Annotated in this window: 17 protein-coding genes; 9 read left to right on the top strand and 8 right to left on the bottom strand. The window is 69.0% G+C overall.

All coding sequences use genetic code 11. The annotated features are described in order from the left end of the window. Nucleotides 1–7 precede the first annotated feature (7 nt). Nucleotides 8–472: a MerR family transcriptional regulator gene (locus ABTZ59_RS00685; protein ID WP_351387347.1), complete on the top strand. Its 465-nt coding sequence runs from the start codon at nucleotides 8–10 to the stop codon at nucleotides 470–472. Nucleotides 473–532: 60 nt separating this feature from the next. Here the strand turns inward: ABTZ59_RS00685 and ABTZ59_RS00680 are convergent, their stop codons facing one another. From ABTZ59_RS00680 to ABTZ59_RS00650, 7 genes are all read right to left on the bottom strand, one after another. After that, nucleotides 533–1744: an acyltransferase family protein gene (locus tag ABTZ59_RS00680; protein ID WP_351387343.1), complete on the bottom strand. Its 1212-nt coding sequence runs from the start codon at nucleotides 1742–1744 to the stop codon at nucleotides 533–535. Further along, nucleotides 1741–2844: an alpha/beta hydrolase gene (locus ABTZ59_RS00675; protein ID WP_351387336.1), complete on the bottom strand. Its 1104-nt coding sequence runs from the start codon at nucleotides 2842–2844 to the stop codon at nucleotides 1741–1743. Before ABTZ59_RS00675 ends, ABTZ59_RS00680 begins: the two co-directional genes overlap by 4 nt. Before the next feature lie 190 nt (nucleotides 2845–3034). Beyond that, a complete protein-coding gene (locus tag ABTZ59_RS00670; protein WP_351387332.1) occupies nucleotides 3035–3721 on the bottom strand; it encodes a response regulator in 687 nt (228 codons plus the stop codon). Then, on the bottom strand, nucleotides 3718–5247 hold the full coding sequence (locus ABTZ59_RS00665) for a sensor histidine kinase (RefSeq protein WP_351387327.1): 1530 nt from the start codon (nucleotides 5245–5247) through the stop codon (nucleotides 3718–3720). The genes ABTZ59_RS00670 and ABTZ59_RS00665 overlap by 4 nt, the downstream gene beginning before the upstream one ends. A 104-nt stretch (nucleotides 5248–5351) precedes the next feature. Beyond that, nucleotides 5352–6266 carry a DUF4429 domain-containing protein gene (locus ABTZ59_RS00660; RefSeq protein ID WP_351387322.1) on the bottom strand — a complete coding sequence of 305 codons (915 nt, stop codon included), beginning with the start codon at nucleotides 6264–6266 and terminating at the stop codon, nucleotides 5352–5354. Between the two features lie 107 nt (nucleotides 6267–6373). Beyond that, nucleotides 6374–7579: an alpha/beta hydrolase gene (locus tag ABTZ59_RS00655; protein WP_351387319.1), complete on the bottom strand. Its 1206-nt coding sequence runs from the start codon at nucleotides 7577–7579 to the stop codon at nucleotides 6374–6376. A gap of 135 nt (nucleotides 7580–7714) precedes the next feature. Next, complete coding sequence (locus tag ABTZ59_RS00650) at nucleotides 7715–8398, bottom strand: TetR/AcrR family transcriptional regulator (RefSeq protein WP_351387315.1); 684 nt, start codon at nucleotides 8396–8398, stop codon at nucleotides 7715–7717. Nucleotides 8399–8524: 126 nt separating this feature from the next. Here ABTZ59_RS00650 and ABTZ59_RS00645 point away from each other — a divergent pair, with 126 nt between their 5' ends. Further along, entirely contained in the window at nucleotides 8525–10132 is a 1608-nt protein-coding gene (locus ABTZ59_RS00645) for an MFS transporter (RefSeq protein ID WP_351387312.1), read from the top strand. Between the two features lie 175 nt (nucleotides 10133–10307). Next, entirely contained in the window at nucleotides 10308–10682 is a 375-nt protein-coding gene (locus tag ABTZ59_RS00640) for a peptidase inhibitor family I36 protein (protein ID WP_351387307.1), read from the top strand. 155 nt (nucleotides 10683–10837) lie between these two features. On the opposite strand, the gene aceE is transcribed toward ABTZ59_RS00640, so the two are convergent. After that, nucleotides 10838–13570, bottom strand: a complete 2733-nt coding sequence (gene aceE / locus ABTZ59_RS00635; protein WP_351387295.1) for a pyruvate dehydrogenase (acetyl-transferring), homodimeric type — start codon at nucleotides 13568–13570, stop codon at nucleotides 10838–10840. 526 nt (nucleotides 13571–14096) lie between these two features. On the opposite strand from aceE, the gene ABTZ59_RS00630 reads away from it, so the two are divergent. The 6 genes from ABTZ59_RS00630 (at nucleotide 14097) to ABTZ59_RS00605 (ending at nucleotide 18961) form a co-directional block, all read left to right on the top strand. Beyond that, nucleotides 14097–14534, top strand: coding sequence for a DUF3052 domain-containing protein (locus tag ABTZ59_RS00630; RefSeq protein ID WP_351387290.1), 438 nt, complete (start codon nucleotides 14097–14099; stop codon nucleotides 14532–14534). 146 nt (nucleotides 14535–14680) lie between these two features. Continuing rightward, nucleotides 14681–15160: a peroxiredoxin gene (locus ABTZ59_RS00625; protein WP_351387286.1), complete on the top strand. Its 480-nt coding sequence runs from the start codon at nucleotides 14681–14683 to the stop codon at nucleotides 15158–15160. Nucleotides 15161–15415: 255 nt separating this feature from the next. Further along, nucleotides 15416–15991: a TerD family protein gene (locus ABTZ59_RS00620; RefSeq protein WP_030352590.1), complete on the top strand. Its 576-nt coding sequence runs from the start codon at nucleotides 15416–15418 to the stop codon at nucleotides 15989–15991. A 302-nt stretch (nucleotides 15992–16293) separates the two neighbouring features. Beyond that, nucleotides 16294–16869: a TerD family protein gene (locus tag ABTZ59_RS00615; RefSeq protein WP_351387281.1), complete on the top strand. Its 576-nt coding sequence runs from the start codon at nucleotides 16294–16296 to the stop codon at nucleotides 16867–16869. A 51-nt stretch (nucleotides 16870–16920) separates the two neighbouring features. Further along, on the top strand, nucleotides 16921–18060 hold the full coding sequence (locus ABTZ59_RS00610) for a DUF475 domain-containing protein (RefSeq protein ID WP_351387277.1): 1140 nt from the start codon (nucleotides 16921–16923) through the stop codon (nucleotides 18058–18060). 160 nt (nucleotides 18061–18220) lie between these two features. Beyond that, on the top strand, nucleotides 18221–18961 hold the full coding sequence (locus tag ABTZ59_RS00605; protein WP_351387272.1) for a TerD family protein: 741 nt from the start codon (nucleotides 18221–18223) through the stop codon (nucleotides 18959–18961). The last annotated feature ends 127 nt before the right edge of the window (nucleotides 18962–19088 follow it).

The following is a 19088-nucleotide window of genomic DNA, read 5'->3' as shown; positions in this document are numbered from 1 at the left end:
TGAGGACATGACGCTGACGGAGAGCACCCCCGTACGGACGGCCCGCGTGGACGACTGCTCGGCCGGGCCGCGCCCCTATCCGCGGCCCGACGGCTCGGCGCGCTACACGATCAGCGAGGTCGCCGCCTTCACCGGACTCTCGGCGCACACCCTGCGCTGGTACGAGCGGATCGGCCTCATGCCGCATGTGGACCGGTCGCACACCGGCCAGCGCCGCTTCAGCAACCAGGACCTGGACTGGCTCGCCTTCGTGGGGAAGCTGCGGCTCACCGGCATGCCCGTGGCGGACATGGTCCGGTACGCGGAGCTGATCAGGATGGGTGAGGACACGTTCGAGGAGCGGCAGCAGCTGCTGGAGCGGACACGCACAGATGTCCATCAGCGGATCGCCGAGCTACAGGACACGGTCGCGGTACTCGACCACAAGATCAGCTTCTACGCGGGCGCCCGCAAGGCGCCGGACAGGGTCTGAACCCCGCGACGTGGCTCGGCCCCCGCCCGGGGGTGGCGCCCCCCGCCCCGGGCGTGGCGCTCACGCCAGCCCCAGGGCGAAGACCGCGAAGCCCGCCGCCAGCAGCCCCGCCGCCGCGCGGCGGGCCTTCGACGCGCGCGTCCCGGTCTTCCACGGAGCGTCGAAGCGGCGTGCGTACCACCCGATGAGGACGAGCAGCGTCGCGAAGAGCGGCATCCAGGTCAGCCGCACCACGATCCAGCCCAGGGAGTCGGGTGAGGTGGTCAGACCGGCCACCGGCCCGAGGAAGGACGCGGGCACGGCAGTGGCGAGCATCGCCGTCTGGTGCCAGCACAGGATCGTCATCGCGCACAGATTGATCACGACGACCGGCGCCCACAGCGCAGGCCTGCTCAGCAGCCGCCCGATCCGGTCGCGCAGCAGGATCGCCGCACCGCTCTGCGCGGCGGCGAGGGCGAGCACCAGCAGGGACGGCGGATGCGAGTTGGTACGGGTCTCGCCGGGCACGCCGACCATCGACGCCGGGTAGTGGAAGACGATCAGCAGCGCGGCGAAGAGCAGCGTGCCGCCGATGAGCAGGACACGCGCCCCGCGCCGGCCGATCCGGCCCTCGCCCCAGGAGACGCCGAGCTGATAGGCGAAGAGCCAGCCGGGCAGGATGTTCACCATGCTGAGCCAGGACGGCATGGTGTCCGCGTAGGGGCCATAGCGCAGGAAGTCCACGACGGCGACCGACGCCAGCAGGGGAGCGGCGGCCCAGCCGCCCAGTCCCCGTGCGGCGCGCACACAGTACGGGGTCAGCGCGGTGACCACCGTATAGACCCCGACGAACCACAGGGGCTGGATCACCAGCGTCGATGCCGTGCGCAGCGTGGTTTCGGGCACGCCGAGCAGGTACAGCGGCGGCATCGCCGCCGCCCAGACGGCCGTCACCCCGAGGACGGGCCTGCCGAGCCGCACCACGCGCTGCCGGAGCCAGGCGGCGGTGGTCGACTTCCGTCTGCGGTACGAGAGTACGGAGGCGTATCCGCCGACCAGGAAGAAGATGCCCAGCATCTGGAGCACCCAGCTCACCGGCGCGAAGCCGCCGAAGGCGGCGAGCGGGCTGGCGTTGTGCAGCGCCCCGTCGGAGTCCAGGGTGAAACCGCCGAGCAGCCAGTGCCCGGTGGGTACGGCGAGCAGCGCGAGGGCGCGCAGCCCGTCGATCGCGCGGTCGCGGTGGGCGGGGGTCCGTGCCTCGATCTTCTCGATCGTGGTCGTGAGCGTCGTCATCGGCCCTCTCCCTGGGTGATGTCCTCCTGCGCGGTGTCCTCCCGCGTGATGTCCCGCTCGGTGATCCGGCCCTGCGCGATGGCGGCGAAGGCGCGCAGCGAGTCCGTACCGGGGACGAAGTAGCCGGCGTGGCCCTCGGCCAGTTCGGCGGGCACCCGGCGGGCGCCGAAGGACGGGGCGGTCGGGTCCTGGCCATGACCCAGGCCCGCGATCTCGACATGGGGGATCTTGGAGATCCAGTCGGAGGGATCCTTGGCGGCCCAGACCCGGGCGTCGGTATGGAGGTCCGCCCGGTGTCCCGCCCGCATTCCAGGGGCGCCGAGCACCACGATGTCGGTGGCGTTGACCTCGGAGGCGGCGAGTCCGCACACCACGGCTCCGTAGCTGTGGCAGAACAGCGCCGGTTCGCCGACCCCGGCAGCCGTGAGCCCCCGCGTGAACCGGGCGAGCCGTCCGGCCCCCGCCTCGGCGAGATCACCGGTGGCCACATCGAGACCGATCCCGGCAGGGGTGGTGTAACCGACCCAGGCGATCACGGCGGTACGGCCGTCCGTCGCGGCCCGCAGCGCCCCGGCCATGCCGGCGGGCGTGCCGTACGGATCCTTCACGCGGTCGAAGGTCGCCGCGTCGATGTCCGCGCCCGGTACGACGACGGACACATGGCGTGCGCTCGCCAGATCCCCGTACACCTCGACGACCTGGCCCCGGCCGCGCGGGTCGAAGGCGAGGATCTGCCGGCCGGGCTCGGCGAGGCGCGTGTACCGGGGGTTGTGCTCGGCCCGTACCGCACGGGAGTTGGCCTCGTACCGCAGTCCGATCGGCGCGCCGTCGAGATTGCCGACGACCAGTGGATGGCGGCGGACCAGCCGCTCGATCTGACTGGGTGTCAGTGTGGCGAAGAACCGGGCCACCTCGCCGGGCGTGGCGCTCGCCGGGTCGGGCAGTGCCCGGCCGAGCGAGTCGTCGGCGCGCCAGGCGGCGCTTCCCACCGGCGGTCCCGTGACCGCCCGTTGACTGGTGCCGGAGGCCCAGCCCGCTGTTCCCCCGACCATGGTCGTCGCCAGTGCGGCGGCGACCAGGGCCCTCCCGAAGCGGCGCATTCCCGTCTCCTTCTTCCCGCTCGTCCATGTGATGGCGAGGAGGAAGGTAGGAAGAGGGTGCCGGGCCGGACGTCACACCGGGGAGCCAACTGCCGAGTCATACCGGGGTAGTGGGGGTAGTGGGGGTACCGGTCCGTGCCGGTGCGCGGCAGCGCTGGACGAGGGGCCTGGGGGAGGGCGTCCGGTCGGCTCAGGCGGACGCGTCGCCCGGGGCGACCAGGCCGGACTCGTACGCGAAGATCACCGCTTGCGCGCGGTCGCGCAGTGAGAGCTTGGACAGAACACGGCCGATATGGGTCTTCACCGTCTGCTCGGCGACCACGAGACGATCGGCGATCTCCTGGTTGGACAGCCCCCGGGCGATCAGTTCGAGCACCTCGGTCTCCCGGGGCGTGAGGCCGCGCAGCCGCAGCGAGTGGTCCTTGCGGCCACGGGCGGGGCGCTGCTGGGCGAAGTCCGCGATCAGCCGCCGGGTCACGGACGGCGCGAGAAGCGCCTCACCGGACGCGACGATCCGTACGGCCGCGATGAGATCGGCCGGGGGCGCGTCCTTGAGCAGGAAGCCCGACGCCCCGGCGCGCAGCGCCTCGTAGACATAGTCGTCGACGTCGAAGGTGGTCAGCATCAGCACCTTCGGCAGATGCACCACGGCCACCGGCGGGTTCAACAGCTCGCGGGCGGCGGCGAGTCCGTCCATCTCCGGCATCCGGACGTCCATCAGGACCACGTCCGGATGGACGGAGCGGCTCACCTCGATGCCTTGGCGGCCGTCGGGCGCCTCACCCACCACATCGATATCTGCTTGCGCCGACAGCAGAGCGGCGAACCCCGCGCGCACCATGGCCTGGTCGTCGACGATGATCACGCGGATGGTCAAGGAGCGTCCTTACGGGCCGGACCGGCCGGGCCGGTGACGTCGGTGGAATCGTTGGAGTCTGTTGAGCCAGAGCCAGAGCCAGAGCCAGAGCCAGAGCCGGACGGACCGGACGGGGCCGAGGGACCGGACGGGGTCGACGCAGCGGACGGGGTCGAGGCGACCGATGAGGCAGATGGGGCGTCCGCGTCCGTCAGCGGGAGCCGCGCGGCGACCCGGAAGCCACCGTCCGGCAGCGGTCCGGTGTCGAGGGTCCCGCCGGTCAGCCGTACGCGCTCACGCATACCGATCAGGCCGTGGCCCGTACCGCTGCTCTCCAGCGGTGAAGTGCGCTCGGTGCCCGGGCCGTTGACGATCAGGACGGTCAGCCAGTCGCCGTCGGAGACCACCGAGACCCGGGTCGGCGCGCCGGACGCGTGCCGCACCACATTGGCCAGCGCCTCCTGCACGATCCGGTACGCGGAGAGATCCACGGCAGGCGGCACGGGCCCCAGCTCGGCGGGGAGCGACACCTCGGCGGGCACCCCCGCCCGTACCGTCGCCTCCACCAGCTGCTGCACCCGGTCGAGTCCCGGCTGCGGGGTGCGCTCGCTCTCCGTACCGTCGCTGCGGAGCACCGTGAGCAGCCGCCGCATCTCCGTCAGGGACTCGCGCGCGCTCGCCGCGATGGTGGAGAACTCCTCGCGCGCGGAGTCCGGCAGACCGTCGATCCGGTACGGCGCCGAGTCCGCCTGGACCGTGATCACCGACATATGGTGCGCCACCACATCGTGCAGCTCCCGCGCGATGCGGGCGCGCTCCTCCAGCAGCGTGCGCCGGGCGCGCTCGGCCTCGCTGATGGTCTCCTGCTCCACCAGTCTGCGCTGGGCGTCGCGCCGTTCGCGCAGCGCCGCCGTCACGACGAGGAAGGCACCGCTCAGGACGAACAGCAGCAGATGGGTGCCGTCGCTGCGGTCCTGCGAGACCAGCTCGAAGAAGAACCCGGCCGCACCGGTCGCCAGCCACACCGCGAGCAGGGTACGGCGCGATTCGCGCAGCCCCAGACAGATCATCAGCACCAGATAGCCGACGATCACCATGGGGGTCCACGGCCAGGCCCGGCCCGCGACACCGTCCGCGCCCTGAAGCAGGATCGCGCCCACGACATCGGCGGTGAAGATGATCCACCAGGCCTGGAGCGGCCGGCTCACGGCGAGCAGCAGGGGAGCGGCCTGCGCGGTGGCCAGCGCCCCCGACCAGCCGCCGCCCAGTCGGTAGTCCTGTACGAGGACCGTGGTGGTGGTCGGCAGCAGGGACACGGCGAAGCCGAAGAGCACCACATACGGCGCGAACCGCTGCCATCGCTTGGGCGCCCACGCGAACAGCGGTTCGGTGGAAAGCGCCGGTGTGCGCAGCGCGCCGAAGAGCGCGCGCGCCGCGTCACGCCACGGCGCGGTGCGCGGTGGCGAGGACGGCGACGACGGCCGGGGAGGCGATGAGGGCCGGGGCGGGGCGGACGGCCGCGGAGGCGGCGACGGTGGGGTACTCATGACCTGTTCAGCCTAGGCAGCACCGCACGATCCGGCGTCATACCGGGGAATCGGTCCTGACGTCATACCGCGGTATGACGTCAGGACCCTGGAAGTGGGGTAGGTCACAGCTCCGCCAGCAGCTCCGCCTTCTTCGCGCTGAACTCGTCGTCCGTCACCAGGCCCGCGCTGTGCAGCTCGCCGAGGTGCCTGATCCGCTCCGCCACCTCGGCCGGATCGCGGCGGGCGGGGACCACGGCGTGGACCGGGACGGCGGCGCGGCCCGTCGCGGCGCCCTGGACCGCCTCCAGAACCGCCGCCGCGAACGGCAGCGACTCATGCACCGGTCCGTAGCCAAGACCGAAGACGACGGCCGCAGGATCGTGGTCGGCGAGGGCGGGCTGCCCGTGCGCCGAGCCCGGGCCCGCACGCCGGAGCAGCCGCAGATAGCCGTCGAAGAGTTCGGGAGAGCGCCACTCGACGCCCTGGAGCTCGCCGACCGGGAGACTCTGGTCGCCCGCCTTCCATTTGGCGGAGGAGGCACCCGTCCAGAACCAGCGGAAGGACACCCGGTCGCCGTCGAAGGACGCTTTGGCGTCGTACGCCTTGAACTGGAGCGGCGGCTCCGGCGCGGTCACCAGATAGCGCTCGGCGGGCTCCTGCTCGTCCCGTATGCCCCCGGCCCCGGTCCCGGTCCCCCGGACCCGGGCGAGCGCGGCGCGCAACTCGTCGGCGTAGTACTCCGCGAGGGTCTCGCGCTCGGCCGGCAGCACCAGCCGGTACGGATCGCCGCTCGCCCTGAGCTGCCCGGCCGCCGCTTCCGTAAGAGGGTCGGCGCCGGCTCTTGGCACGGCGTGCAGCACCACCGTCCCGCGTCTGCCGGGAGTGAGCGTCACCGATGACAACGCCTCGTGGGGGATACGGCGTTCGCCCAGCGCCTGAAAGAGCTTCGGCGTCCGGATCCCCCGTTCGAAGCGGATGAGCACGGAGTCGCTTTCGAACTCCCAGGTGGCATGGATCCCCTGAAGCACATCACCCATGTGCTTCATCGTAGGCGGCGGGCGCCCGTGCGTCGCCTGCCACAGCGGGGGAATTCTACGCGCGTCAGTTCGGCGGCCCGCTCCCGCGGCGCCGCCGGCCCCCATTCTCAGTCGGCGTCGGGGATACCGCCGCGGCAGGTGTCGGCGCCGTCGGCACAGCTCACCGCGGGGTAGGAACCCACCCCGATGTCCGCGAAGTTGTCCAGGCTCTCCGTACCCGGCTGGAAGTAGCCGGCGTGACCGACCGCGCCGCGCGCCGAGATCACCCGCGCCCCGAAGCCCCGTGCCACCGGATCGGCGCCGTGGCCGAGGCCGCCGACGGCCATGTACGGCACGTCCTGGATCCAGTCGTCACCGTCCCGCATGGCCCACACATACGCGTCCGTGCGCAGCTGCGCGGCGTTCTCGACCCGCATGCCGGGGCTGCCCGCGACCGCCACGTCCGTGACCCTGTCCGGCAGCGCGTGCGCGGCGACACCGCACACGACGGAGCCGTAGCTGTGGCAGAACAGCGAGACCCGTGACGTCCCGGGCAGCGCGGTGGTCAGCGCGGCGAGCCGTACGGCACCGTCCTCCGCGAGCTTGCCGATCGCCGCGTCCACACCGAGACCGGCGGGAGCGGTGTAGTCGGCCCAGGCGATGACGGCGGTACGGGTGTCGCCGTCGGCGGCCCGCTCGGCGGAGTACAGCGACTCGGCCATGCCCGCCGGAGCGCTGTACCAACGGCTGGTCCGCTCGAACGTCAGCACATTGGTGTCGACTCCGGGCACGATGACGGAGACGCGCTCGGCGCGGTCGAGGTCGCCGAGGACCTCGGCCGCGCGCCCCTTGCCCGATGGGTCGAACGCGAGGATCTGCCGGTCGCCGCTGAGCATCGACTCGTACCGGTTCATCCGGCGGCCCGCCTGTTGGCGGCCGTCGTCCGACAGTCTGGTGTCGCGCATACGGCGCTCCTCCACCGCCCGCGCCTGCGCCAGGGCCACCTTGTTGGCGCGATAGCGAAGCGTGACCGGGGCGCCATTGAGATTGCCCACCACCAGCGGGTACGTGACGGCCAGCTGTTCCTGCTGGCCGCGGGTGAGGGAGGCGAAGAAGGCGGCGAGGCGCTTCGGCGACGCGTCGGGGCTCGGCAGATGACGGACGCCTATCCGGCCCCTCTCCCATGCGCTGAGGGCGAGCTTCAGGGGTTCGCCGGGACCGCGCCGGTTCGCCACGGCCGTCCAGCCGGTGGATGTCAGCATCACGAACACCACGGCGAGAGCGAGGAGAGCGCGCCATGCGTTGAGGGTGGGTGAGGAGTCGAAGGAAGTCACTACCGCTCAGCCTAGGACGAGCGCGGGGACCCTCAAGACGAGGGTGAGTCAGATCACGCGCCAAGGAGGATTGGACCGAGGTTAACCGCACTGAACGCACGGGAGGTGTCTACGCTCCGGCGCGTCGCGGAGCTGTCATCGGGCGGGTCCGCGTTCCGTGTCGCACTCCGGCGTCCGCCAGTTCCCCGCCAGCGCGGGGCCCAGTTGGTCGAGATAGACCCTGGTGATTTCCTGGAGCGCCTCCACACTCGCGTCCCGACCGCGCCCCCAGATCTTGCCGGTCACCCGCATGACGCCGGTGAACGAGGCGACGGCGACCCGCGGTCGCGGATCGGTGTTCACGTCCAGGCCCTCGCGGTCCGCGATGAGTTGGGCGAGCCCCTCCTCCAGCTCCGCGGTGCGCCGCAGATGGACGGCGAGCAGGGCCGGGGTCGACTCGATCAGCAGATACGTCCGCATATAGAGCTCGACCGGGACCACGGCGTCATGTGCCAGCGCTTCGCTGACGGAGTCCCAGGCCGTCTCGACGGCGTTGCGCATCGCCTCGAACGGGGTTTCCCCCGCGGGCCGGGCGCGCAGCGAGTCGACGAACTTGCCCTCGACCATGTCCACGACGGCGAACGCGGCCTCCTCCTTGCTGGCGAAATAGCGGAAGAAGGTGCGCTGGGACACCTCTACGGCGTCCGTGATCTCATCGATGGTGGTCTGTTCGTACCCCTGGGTGGTGAACAGTTCGAGGGCCACACGCAGCAGGGCGTCGCGGGTTCGGCGCTTCTTGCGGGCGCGCAACCCGATGGTCGTGTTCTGCCCGTGGGTCAACGCAAGGCCCTCATTCCACCGCTTTTGAGTACTTTGTGTAATTCAGTCTAGCTGTGAGCCACGTGACAGTTACTTGCTTAAGAAATGGTTTGTCAACTGTCAGTGACTGACACTAACGTTCGCGGTATGACTAGTCAGACCACTGTCGACAAGGTGCCGCTGTCGCCGGAATCCCCGGAGCCGGCGCCCTCCAAGGGGCTGCGCGGCCACCCCTGGCTCACGCTGTTCTCCGTGGCGATCGGCGTCATGATGGTGGCCCTCGACGGCACCATTGTCGCGATCGCGAACCCTGCCATTCAAAAGGACCTCGGCGCCACTTTCGCCGATGTGCAGTGGATCACCAACGGCTACTTCCTCGCGCTCGCCGTGGCGCTGATCACCGCGGGCAAGCTCGGTGACCGGTTCGGCCACCGACAGACCTTCCTCATAGGCGTCGTCGGCTTCGCGGCCGCCTCGGGCGCCATCGGACTGTCCGACAGCATCTCCCTCGTGATCTTCTTCCGGGTGCTCCAAGGGCTCTTCGGCGCCCTGCTGATGCCGGCCGCGCTCGGTCTGCTGCGCGCCACCTTCCCCGCCGAGAAGCTCAACATGGCCATCGGTATCTGGGGCATGGTCATCGGGGCCTCCACCGCGGGCGGCCCGATCCTGGGCGGTGTGCTGGTCGAGCACGTCAGCTGGCAGTCGGTCTTCTTCATCAATGTGCCGGTCGGCGTGGTCGCGCTGATCGTCGGCGGGCTGATCCTGCGGGACCACCGGGCCGTGAAGGCCCCGAGGTCCTTCGACCTCCTCGGCATCGTGCTGCTCTCGGGCGCCATGTTCTGTCTGGTCTGGGCCATCATCAAGGCGCCGGTCTGGGGCTGGGGCGACGGCAAGACCTGGCTCTTCATCGGCGTGGCCGTGCTCTCCTTCGTCCTCTTCGCCGTCTGGGAGACGAAGGTCAAGGAACCGCTCGTACCGCTGGCGCTCTTCCGCTCCGTACCGCTCTCCGCCGGTGTGGTGCTGATGGCGCTGATGGCCATCGCCTTCCTGGGCGGCCTCTTCTTCGTCACCTTCTATCTCCAGAACGTGCACGGCATGAGCCCGGTCGACAGCGGCCTCCATCTGCTGCCGCTCACCGGCATGATGATCGTCGGCTCGCCCCTCGCCGGCGTCCTGATCACCAAGGTGGGGCCGCGGATCCCGCTGGCCGGCGGCATGGCGCTGACCGCTGCCGCCATGTTCGGCATGTCCACGCTGGAGACCGGTACGGGCAGCTTCACCATGTCGATCTGGTTCGCGCTGCTCGGTCTCGGCCTGGCTCCGGTCATGGTCGGCGCGACCGAGGTCATCGTGGGCAACGCCCCGATGGAGCTGTCCGGTGTGGCCGGCGGAATCCAGCAGTCCGCGATGCAGATCGGCGGCAGCCTCGGTACGGCCGTACTCGGCGCCGTCATGGCCTCCAAGGTCTCCAACGACCTGCCGGGCAACTGGACCGGGGCCGGTCTGCCGCCGCTCAGCCCCGAGCAGGCCGACCAGGCGGCCGAGGCCGTCCAGGTCGGGGTGGCGCCGGTGGCGCCGGACACCCCCGCCGCGATCGCCGAGAAGATCACGGGCATCGCGCATGACACCTTCATGTCCGGCATGGGTCTGGCCTGTCTCGTCGCGGCCGGTGTCGCGGTCGTGGCGGTCTTCGTCGCCCTGCTGACGAAGCGCGGCAGCAACGCGGACGCCGCGGGCGGAGGGGTGCACATCTGACGTCAGCCCCTGGCTGACCCGACGTCAACTCGTCGCCCGCGACAGCCCCGCCGGAAGGTTCCGGCGGGGCTGTCGCCTATCCGGGTGGAGTCCGCTGTGTCCTCTTCCCGTGGCCAAGTGACGCGGGTCAGAGTGCGGTTGACCGATTTCGCACCACACACGGGGACCGATTCATATGCGCAACACCACTCTCACAGCCCTGTCCGTCGGGGCGCTGGCCGTCGCCGCCCTGCTGCCGGCGACCGTCGCGCAAGCGGCGCCGCCCCGCCTCGGGGAGTGCGCCACCGGCGAGTTGTGCCTCTGGCAGAAGGAGGACTTCCGGGGCGCGCGGCAGACGCACGAGCTGTCGGCCACCGATATCGACAGCTGTGTGCCACTCCCGGCGGGCACCAGCGCGCAGTCTCTGGCCAACCGCACGGGGCGGAACGTGACCACCTATCAGTCCGCCGAGTGCGCGGAGACGGGGGAGTTCGAGACGTATCCGGGCAAGGGCAGTTGGGTGCCGCAGTCGCCGTACCGGGTACGGGCGTTCAAGATCTGGGAACGCTGACAGGACCGCGCGAAGAACGCTGTCCGGGACGCGCGAAGAACGCTGACCGGGACGCGTGAAGCTGGACCTTGAGAAGCCGGAGAAGCCGGACAAGCCGGAGGGCGGCGGAACCCGTGGGTCCCGCCGCCCTCCTCCCGTTCACTCGCGGCGCGTCGTCAGGCGTCGCCGCCGGCCGCGCCCGGGTCGGCCGCCGAGGCGTCCAGCAGCTGGTAGCGGTCCACCGCCTGCTTCAGCACCGAACGGTCGACCTTGCCCTCCTTGGCGAGCTCGGTGAGCACGCTGAGCACGATCGACTGCGCGTCGATGTGGAAGAAGCGACGGGCCGCGCCGCGCGTGTCGGCGAAGCCGAAGCCGTCCGCGCCCAGCGACTGATAGGTGCCGGGCACCCAGCGCGCGATCTGGTCCGGTACCGATCGCATCCAGTCGGAGACCGCCACGAACGGTCCCTCGGCACCGGACAGCTTCCGGGTCACATAGGGAACGCGCTGGTCCTCCTCGGGGTGCAGCAGATTGTGCCGCTCCACCTCGACGGCCTCACGGCGCAGCTCGTTCCAGGACGTCGCCGACCAGACATCGGCCCGTACGTTCCACTCCTCGGCGAGGATCCGCTGGGCCTCCAGCGCCCAGGGCACGGCCACGCCCGAGGCCATGATCTGCGCCGGGATCGAGCCGTATTCGCCGCGCCGGTAGCGGTGGATCCCCTTGAGGATGCCCTCCACGTCCACATCGGCGGGCTCGGCGGGGTGCTGGATCGGCTCGTTGTAGACGGTGAGGTAGTAGAAGATGTCCTCGCTGTCCGGGCCGTACATCCGGCGCAGACCGTCCTGGACGATATGCGCGATCTCGAAGCCGTAGGCCGGGTCGTACGCGACACAGCCCGGGTTGGTCGAGGCCAGCAGATGCGAGTGGCCGTCCGCGTGTTGAAGCCCCTCACCGGTCAGAGTCGTACGTCCGGCGGTCGCGCCCAGTACGAACCCGCGCGCGAGCTGGTCGGCCATCTGCCAGAACTGGTCGCCGGTGCGCTGGAAACCGAACATCGAGTAGAAGACATAGACCGGGATCAGCGGCTCGCCATGGGTGGCGTACGCCGAGCCCGCCGCGATGAGGGAGGCCGTACAGCCCGCCTCGGAGATGCCGTCGTGCAGCATCTGGCCGGTCGGTGACTCCTTGTACGCGAGCAGCAGCTCACGGTCCACGGACTCGTACTGCTGACCCAGCGGGTTGTAGATCTTCGCGCTCGGGAAGAACGAGTCCATGCCGAACGTGCGGTACTCGTCCGGGGCGATCAGCACGAAACGCCTGCCGATCTCCTTGTCCCGCATCAGGTCCTTGAGCAGCCGGACGAACGCCATGGTGGTGGCGATCGCCTGCGTGCCCGAGCCCTTCTTCACCGAGGCGTAGGTCTTGTCCCCGGGCAGATTCAGCGGCTTCGCCCGCACGACCCGGGTCGGTACGTACCCGCCCAGTGACTGACGGCGGTCGTGCATGTACTGGATCTCTTCCGAGTCCCGGCCGGGGTGGTAGTACGGCGGCGCGCCGTCCTCCAGCTCCCTGTCCGTGATCGGCAGATGCAGCCGGTCGCGGAAGCCCTTCAGGTCGGAGACCGTCAGCTTCTTCATCTGGTGGGTCGCGTTGCGGCCCTCGAAATTCGGCCCCAGCGTCCAGCCCTTGACGGTCTGCGCCAGGATCACGGTCGGCTGGCCCTTGTGGGCCTTGGCCGCCGCGTACGCCGCGTAGACCTTCCTGTGGTCGTGACCGCCGCGCCCCAGATGCAGGATCTGGTCGTCGGTCATGTTCTCGACCATGGCACGCAGCCGTTGGTCGTCGCCGAAGAAGTGTTCGCGGATATACGCGCCGGTCTCGGTGGCGTACGTCTGGAACTGCCCGTCCGGCGTGGTGTTCAGCCGGTTGACCAGGACGCCGTCCCTGTCCTGGGCGAGCAGCGGGTCCCAGGAGCGGTCCCAGACCAGCTTGATGACATTCCAGCCGGCCCCCCGGAACTGTGACTCCAGCTCCTGGATGATCTTGCCGTTGCCGCGCACCGGGCCGTCGAGACGCTGCAAGTTGCAGTTCACGACGAAGGTCAGATTGTCCAGGCCCTCACGGGCGGCGATGGACAGCTGGCCCAGTGACTCGGGCTCGTCCATCTCGCCGTCGCCGAGATACGCCCAGACATGCGAGGCGGAGGTGTCGGCGATGCCGCGCGCCTCCATATAGCGGTTCATCCGGGCCTGGTAGATCGCGCCGAGCGGGCCGAGGCCCATCGAGACGGTCGGGAACTCCCAGAAGTCCGGCATCAGCCGCGGGTGCGGATAGCTGGACAGCCCGTAGTGGGCCTTCGACTTCTCCTGGCGGAACGCGTCGAGCTGCGTCTCATTGAGCCGGTCGAGCAGGAAGGCGCGGGCGTAGATACCGGGGGAGGCATGGCCCTGGAAGAAGATCTGGTCGCCGCCGTCGCCACCGTCCTTGCCCCGGAAGAAGTGGTTGAAACCCACGTCGTAGAGGGAGGCGGAGGAGGCGAAGGTGGCGATATGGCCGCCGACTCCGATCCCCGGGCGCTGCGCGCGTGACACCATCACCGCCGCGTTCCAGCGGGTCGCGTTGAGGATCTTGCGCTCGATCTCCTCGTTGCCGGGGAAGAACGGCTCGTCCTTGGTGGCGATGGTGTTGACGTAGTCCGAGCTGCGCATCTCCGGCACAGCCACACGCTTCTCGCGTGCGCGCTCGATCAGCCGGAGCATCAGATAACGGGCGCGCTCACGGCCTCGCTCGTCGACAGCGGCGTCGAGCGAGTCGAGCCACTCCTGTGTCTCTTCGGGATCGAAGTCCGGGACCTGGCTGGGAAGGCCGCCAATGATGATCGGGTTGCGATCGGATCCGGAAGCCACGCTTTTCCTTCGCTGTTTGGGTCGTATCGTGCCCTGCACGCGATCGTTGCGGTGCACGCCGTCGGGTTACTGCTGCTACGCGGGCCCGGAATCCGGGGTGTCTCACCGGAGCCCCGGGGCACGGGCACGTACGCCGCCTCCATCGTGTACCGCGGCGGCTGAAACGTCATCTCTACCGAGGGGTAACCCGTACTCCACGGGAAATACCCCGCCCGAGTGCGACTTCCGCACCGGTCAAATCGCAACCTTACGCCCACACCGTCCATGTGTTTCGTTCGGTCGTTCGGACCTGATTGACCTACCGAAGCGGCATAACATGGCAGAGGATGAGAAAACGTACGGCCTGTGTCACAGGGTGCGAGGTCGAAGTGACAGGAGATGCGACGAAGGAGCCCGGAACGTCACCGTTTCGGCGGTCTCGGCGGCCGGGTACTTGCGCGATCCGCCCCGCCCGTGTGGACAATGGCCAATGCCCCGCGTACGCGCGGCCGAAGCATTTATCCGAAACATGATCAGGAGGCAATCCGTGAGCGCGACCGCGGACCACGCGGAGGAACGAACCAACCTCGCCGCACGGCTTGGGTTCGAACCCGGACAGGTGGTCCAGGAGCTCGGCTACGACGACGACGTCGACCAGGAGCTCCGCGAGTCCATCGAGGCCGTCATCGGCCAGGACCTTGTCGACGAGGACTACGACGACGTGGCCGACGCCGTCGTCCTGTGGTTCCGTGACGAGGACGGCGACCTTACGGACGCGCTGGTGGACGCCATCGGTTTGATCGAAGACGGCGGAGTGGTCTGGCTGCTGACGCCCAAGACCGGCCGTGACGGCTACGTCGAACCGAGCGACATCAGCGAGGCGGCCCAGACCTCGGGCCTGTCCCAGACCAAGAGCGTGAGCGCCGGCAAGGACTGGACCGGCGGCCGTCTCGTCACCCCCAAGGCGGCGAGGGCCAAGCGCTGACCCGGGCGCCGAGCGCGCAAGACGCAGCAGCCGACAGCAAGCGGCCTTGAGGGCCCCCGCCGACTCCGATCGGCGGGGGCCCTGTGCGTAGGGTGGTCGGGAGACAGTCACAGCCGCAGCCGCAGCCCTTGAAAGGACGTGCACCCATGGCGATCGAGGTCGGCGCCCCCGCCCCGGACTTCGAACTCAAGGACAACCACGGACGGACCGTGCGACTGTCCGACTTCCGCCGGTCCGAGGGCGGTGCGGAGGGCGGGAAGAACGTGGTGCTGCTCTTCTATCCCTTCGCCTTCACCGGTGTGTGCACCGGTGAGCTGTGCGCCCTGCGCGACGAGCTTCCCTCGTTCGTCAACGAGGACACCCAACTGCTCGCCGTCTCGAACGACTCCATCCACACCCTGCGCGTCTTCGGCGAGCAGGAGGGCCTGGAGTACCCGCTGCTGTCGGACTTCTGGCCGCACGGCGCGGTCTCGCGCGCGTACGGTGTCCTCGACGAGGAGAAGGGGTGCGCGGTGCGCGGGACCTTCATCATCGACAAGGACGGCATCGTGCGCTGGACGGTCGTCAATGGCCTGCCGGACGCCAGGGACCTCGACGAGTACGTCAAGGCGCTCGCCGCGCTCTGACCGGTCGGGCCGGCTCCGACCGGCCGGATCGGCTCCGACGGGCTCGATCGGCTCCGACCGGCCCGATCGGCTCCGACCGGCCGTGCCGGGCCGGTCCTTGAAATCCGGACCGGTCCCCCGAAATCGCACAGCAACGGGGAACCGGTCACTAGGATCCAGTCGTTGATCCGATGCCAACGCCTCAGGGGACGCGCGACGCGGCAGCAGCAGCCGCCGAGCCGGGCCGCCGGCCCCTAGAAATCAAAGGGAGGACTCGTGGGAGTCAGCCTCAGCAAGGGCGGAAACGTCTCGCTGACCAAGGCCGCGCCCAACCTGACCGCGGTCACCGTGGGTCTGGGCTGGGACGTCCGTACGACCACCGGCAGTGACTTCGACCTCGACGCCAGCGCCCTGCTGACGAACGCCGAGGGCAAGGTCGCCGTCGACGGGAACTTCATCTTCTTCAACAACCTCAAGAGCCCCGACGGCTCCGTCGAGCACACCGGTGACAACCTCACCGGTGAGGGCGAGGGCGACGACGAGGCGATCAAGGTCAATCTGGCCGCGGTCCCCGCCGATGTGGAGAAGATCGTATTCCCCGTCTCGATCTATGAGGCGGAGAGCCGCCAGCAGTCCTTCGGCCAGGTGCGCAACGCGTTCATCCGCGTGGTCAACCAGGCCGACAACAATGAACTCGCCCGGTACGACCTGAGCGAGGACGCCTCGACGGAGACCGCGATGGTCTTCGGCGAGCTGTACCGCAATGGCGCGGAGTGGAAGTTCCGCGCCATCGGTCAGGGGTACGCCTCGGGTCTGCGCGGTATCGCGCAGGACTTCGGCGTCAACGTCTGAACCGCCGGGCCCTGTCCCCACCGGACGGAGCCTGGGTATCTTCGAGCACGGCGCCGCACGCTCCAGTGCGGCGCCGTACGCGTCTCGCACCCGTAACCGGATACGGACACCGCATACGGACGCCGGATACGGACGCCGGATACGGACACGGATCGGTATGCGGATCGATGCGCGGATCGGCGCGGGGGCCGGTCCGCATCGGTACGGGAACGAGCCGCATGAACAGGGTTTGAACGGGCAGGACGTCAGGCGCGTCCCGCCCGCAGGACGGCAGCACATCATCTCGGGGAGGACTCACCATCATGGGCGTCACACTCGCCAAGGGAGGCAATGTCTCCCTCTCCAAGGCCGCACCCAACCTCACCCAGGTATTGGTAGGGCTCGGCTGGGACGCGCGCTCCACCACCGGGGCCGACTTCGACCTCGACGCCAGCGCGCTTCTCTGCCAGTCGGGCCGGGTGCTCGGCGATGAATGGTTCATTTTCTACAACAATCTGACCAGTCCGGACGGATCCGTCGAGCACACCGGTGACAATCTGACGGGTGAGGGCGACGGCGACGACGAATCCGTGCTGGTCGACCTCTCCAAGGTGCCTGCCCACTGCGACAAGATCGTCTTTCCGGTCTCGATCCATGACGCCGACAATCGCGGTCAGACGTTCGGGCAGGTCAGCAACGCCTTCATCCGGGTGGTCAACCAGGCCGACGGTCAGGAGCTCGCCCGCTACGACCTCAGCGAGGACGCCTCCACCGAAACCGCGATGATCTTCGGCGAGCTCTACCGCTATGGCGCCGAGTGGAAGTTCAGGGCCGTGGGGCAGGGGTACGCGTCGGGGCTTCGAGGCATCGCTCTAGACTTCGGGGTCAACGTTTCGTAAAGCAGTGCGCTGCGCGGGGGAAAGCCCGTTAATCACCAGATGGGGTAGCCAGTGATCCTGAAAACCTTCGGCTGGTCGTTCGCCATCACGGCGCTCGGCCTGGCCTTCGCGGCCTGGCAGTGGGGGTGGGAGGCGTTCGGGATCGTACTGATCCTGTCCATCCTTGAGATCTCGCTGTCGTTCGACAACGCGGTTGTCAACGCCGGGGTCCTGAAGAAGATGAATGCCTTCTGGCAGAAGATCTTCCTCACCGTCGGCATCCTCATCGCGGTGTTCGGTATGCGACTGGTCTTCCCCGTCGTGATCGTCGCCATCAGCGCCAAGGTCGGGCCCATCGAGGCTGTCCAGATCGCTCTGGACAACCCCGACCGGTACGAGGCCCTGGTCACCGATGCCCACCCGGGTATCGCCGCCTTCGGCGGTATGTTCCTGCTGATGATCTTCCTCGACTTCATCTTCGAGGAGCGGGACATCAAGTGGCTGAGCTGGCTGGAGCGTCCGCTGGCCAAGCTCGGCAAGGTCGACATGCTGTCGGTCTGCGTCGCGCTGATCGTGCTGCTCGTCACCGCGCTGACCTTCGCCACCAATGCCCACACCAGCTCCGGCTACCAGGACAAGTCGGCCACGGTGCTGCTCGCCGGGGTCGCCGGTCTGGTCACGTACCTCATCGTCGGCGGGCTCTCGGGCTTCTTCGAGAACCGGCTGGAGGAGCAGGAGGAGCAGGAGCAGGAAGCGGAGGAGAAGGCCAAGGCCGAGGGCAAGCAGGTCTCCGCGATCGGTCTCGCGGGCAAGGCCGCGTTCTTCCTCTTCCTCTACCTGGAGGTCCTGGACGCGTCCTTCTCCTTCGACGGAGTCATCGGCGCCTTCGCCGTCACGAACCAGATCTTCTGGATGGCGCTGGGCCTCGGTATCGGCGCGATGTACGTACGTTCGCTCACGGTCTACCTGGTCCGCGAGGGCACGTTGGACGACTACGTCTACCTGGAGCACGGCGCGCACTACGCGATCGGCGCGCTCGCCGCGATCCTGCTGATCACCATCGAGCACTCGATCAGCGAGATCATCACCGGTCTGATCGGCGTGGTCCTCATCGCCGCCTCTTTCTGGTCCTCGGTACGCCGCAACAAGGCGCTCGCGACCGATGACGGCGACAAGGATCCCGACGGCGACAAGGCCCCGGTCCAGGTCTGAGCCGACGCTTCGGTGAGCCTTTGGTGAGCCGGTCCTCCGGAGGGTGACGCGGAGGGTAATCAGGGAACGCTCTGAACGGGGCGGCCGAGAGGCGCGAGCCTGCCGGCCGCCCCGTTCTTCCATGTGCAGTTGGCGAGTTGACGACAGGGGTGGGGTGGGCATGGCCTTCTGGGACAACCTGTGGCAGGGACAAAGGGCAACGCAATTCGATTCGGGCAATGCCGCGTCCAACTCCATCGAGCTGACGAAGCGGAGGCCCACGGTCTCGCTCACCAAACAGGGCGCGGCCACCGGCAATCTGCGGGTGAACCTCTCCTGGCAGATGCGTACCTCCGACATCGAGGGACGCTCCAGGCAGAGCGGGCGACTGCTGTCGAACCCCCTCAAGCTCTTCAAGCCCGAGGTGGTGCAGGCACATACACAGGGCATGGTCAATGTGGACCTCGACCTGGGCTGCCTGTACGAACTGACCGACGGCAGCAAGGGCGTGGTCCAGCCGCTGGGCAACTTCCTGGGGGATCTGAACGATCCTCCGTACGTCAAACTCAGCGGCGACGACCGGTTCGGCGCCGCCTCGGGTGAGACCGTCTACGTCAATCTCGACCACCGCGAGTCGATCAAGCGGCTGCTGTTCTTCGTCTACATCTACGACCAGACGCCCGCCTTCGACCGTACGCGCGCGCATGTGACGCTGTACCCCAGCAATGGCCCGCGCATAGAGATCGAACTCGACGAGCACGCGCCGCAGGCCCGTTCCTGCGCCGTGTTCTCGGTGGAGAACGTCAAGGGAGACCTCGTCGTACGCCGAGAGGTGAAGTTCGTCTACGGCTTCCAGGCGGAGCTGGACCGGCTGTACGGCTGGGGGCTCCAGTGGGGGCGTGGCTACAAGACGAAGACCTGAGACGTGCCCCGGAAGCCGTCCCCGCCCGGGTATCCGTTCCCGTCCCGGGGGCCGTTCCAGCCTCGGGGTCCGTACCGGGGTCTGTGCCCGCCCCGGGGTCTGTACCGGGGTCTGTTCCCGCCCCGGG

The sequence above is a fragment of the Streptomyces sp. NPDC094034 genome (assembly GCF_040303865.1).
Taxonomy (GTDB): domain Bacteria; phylum Actinomycetota; class Actinomycetes; order Streptomycetales; family Streptomycetaceae; genus Streptomyces.
The sequence above is the reverse complement of the archived record's forward strand: the minus strand, read 5'-3'. Positions and strand labels throughout refer to the sequence as shown.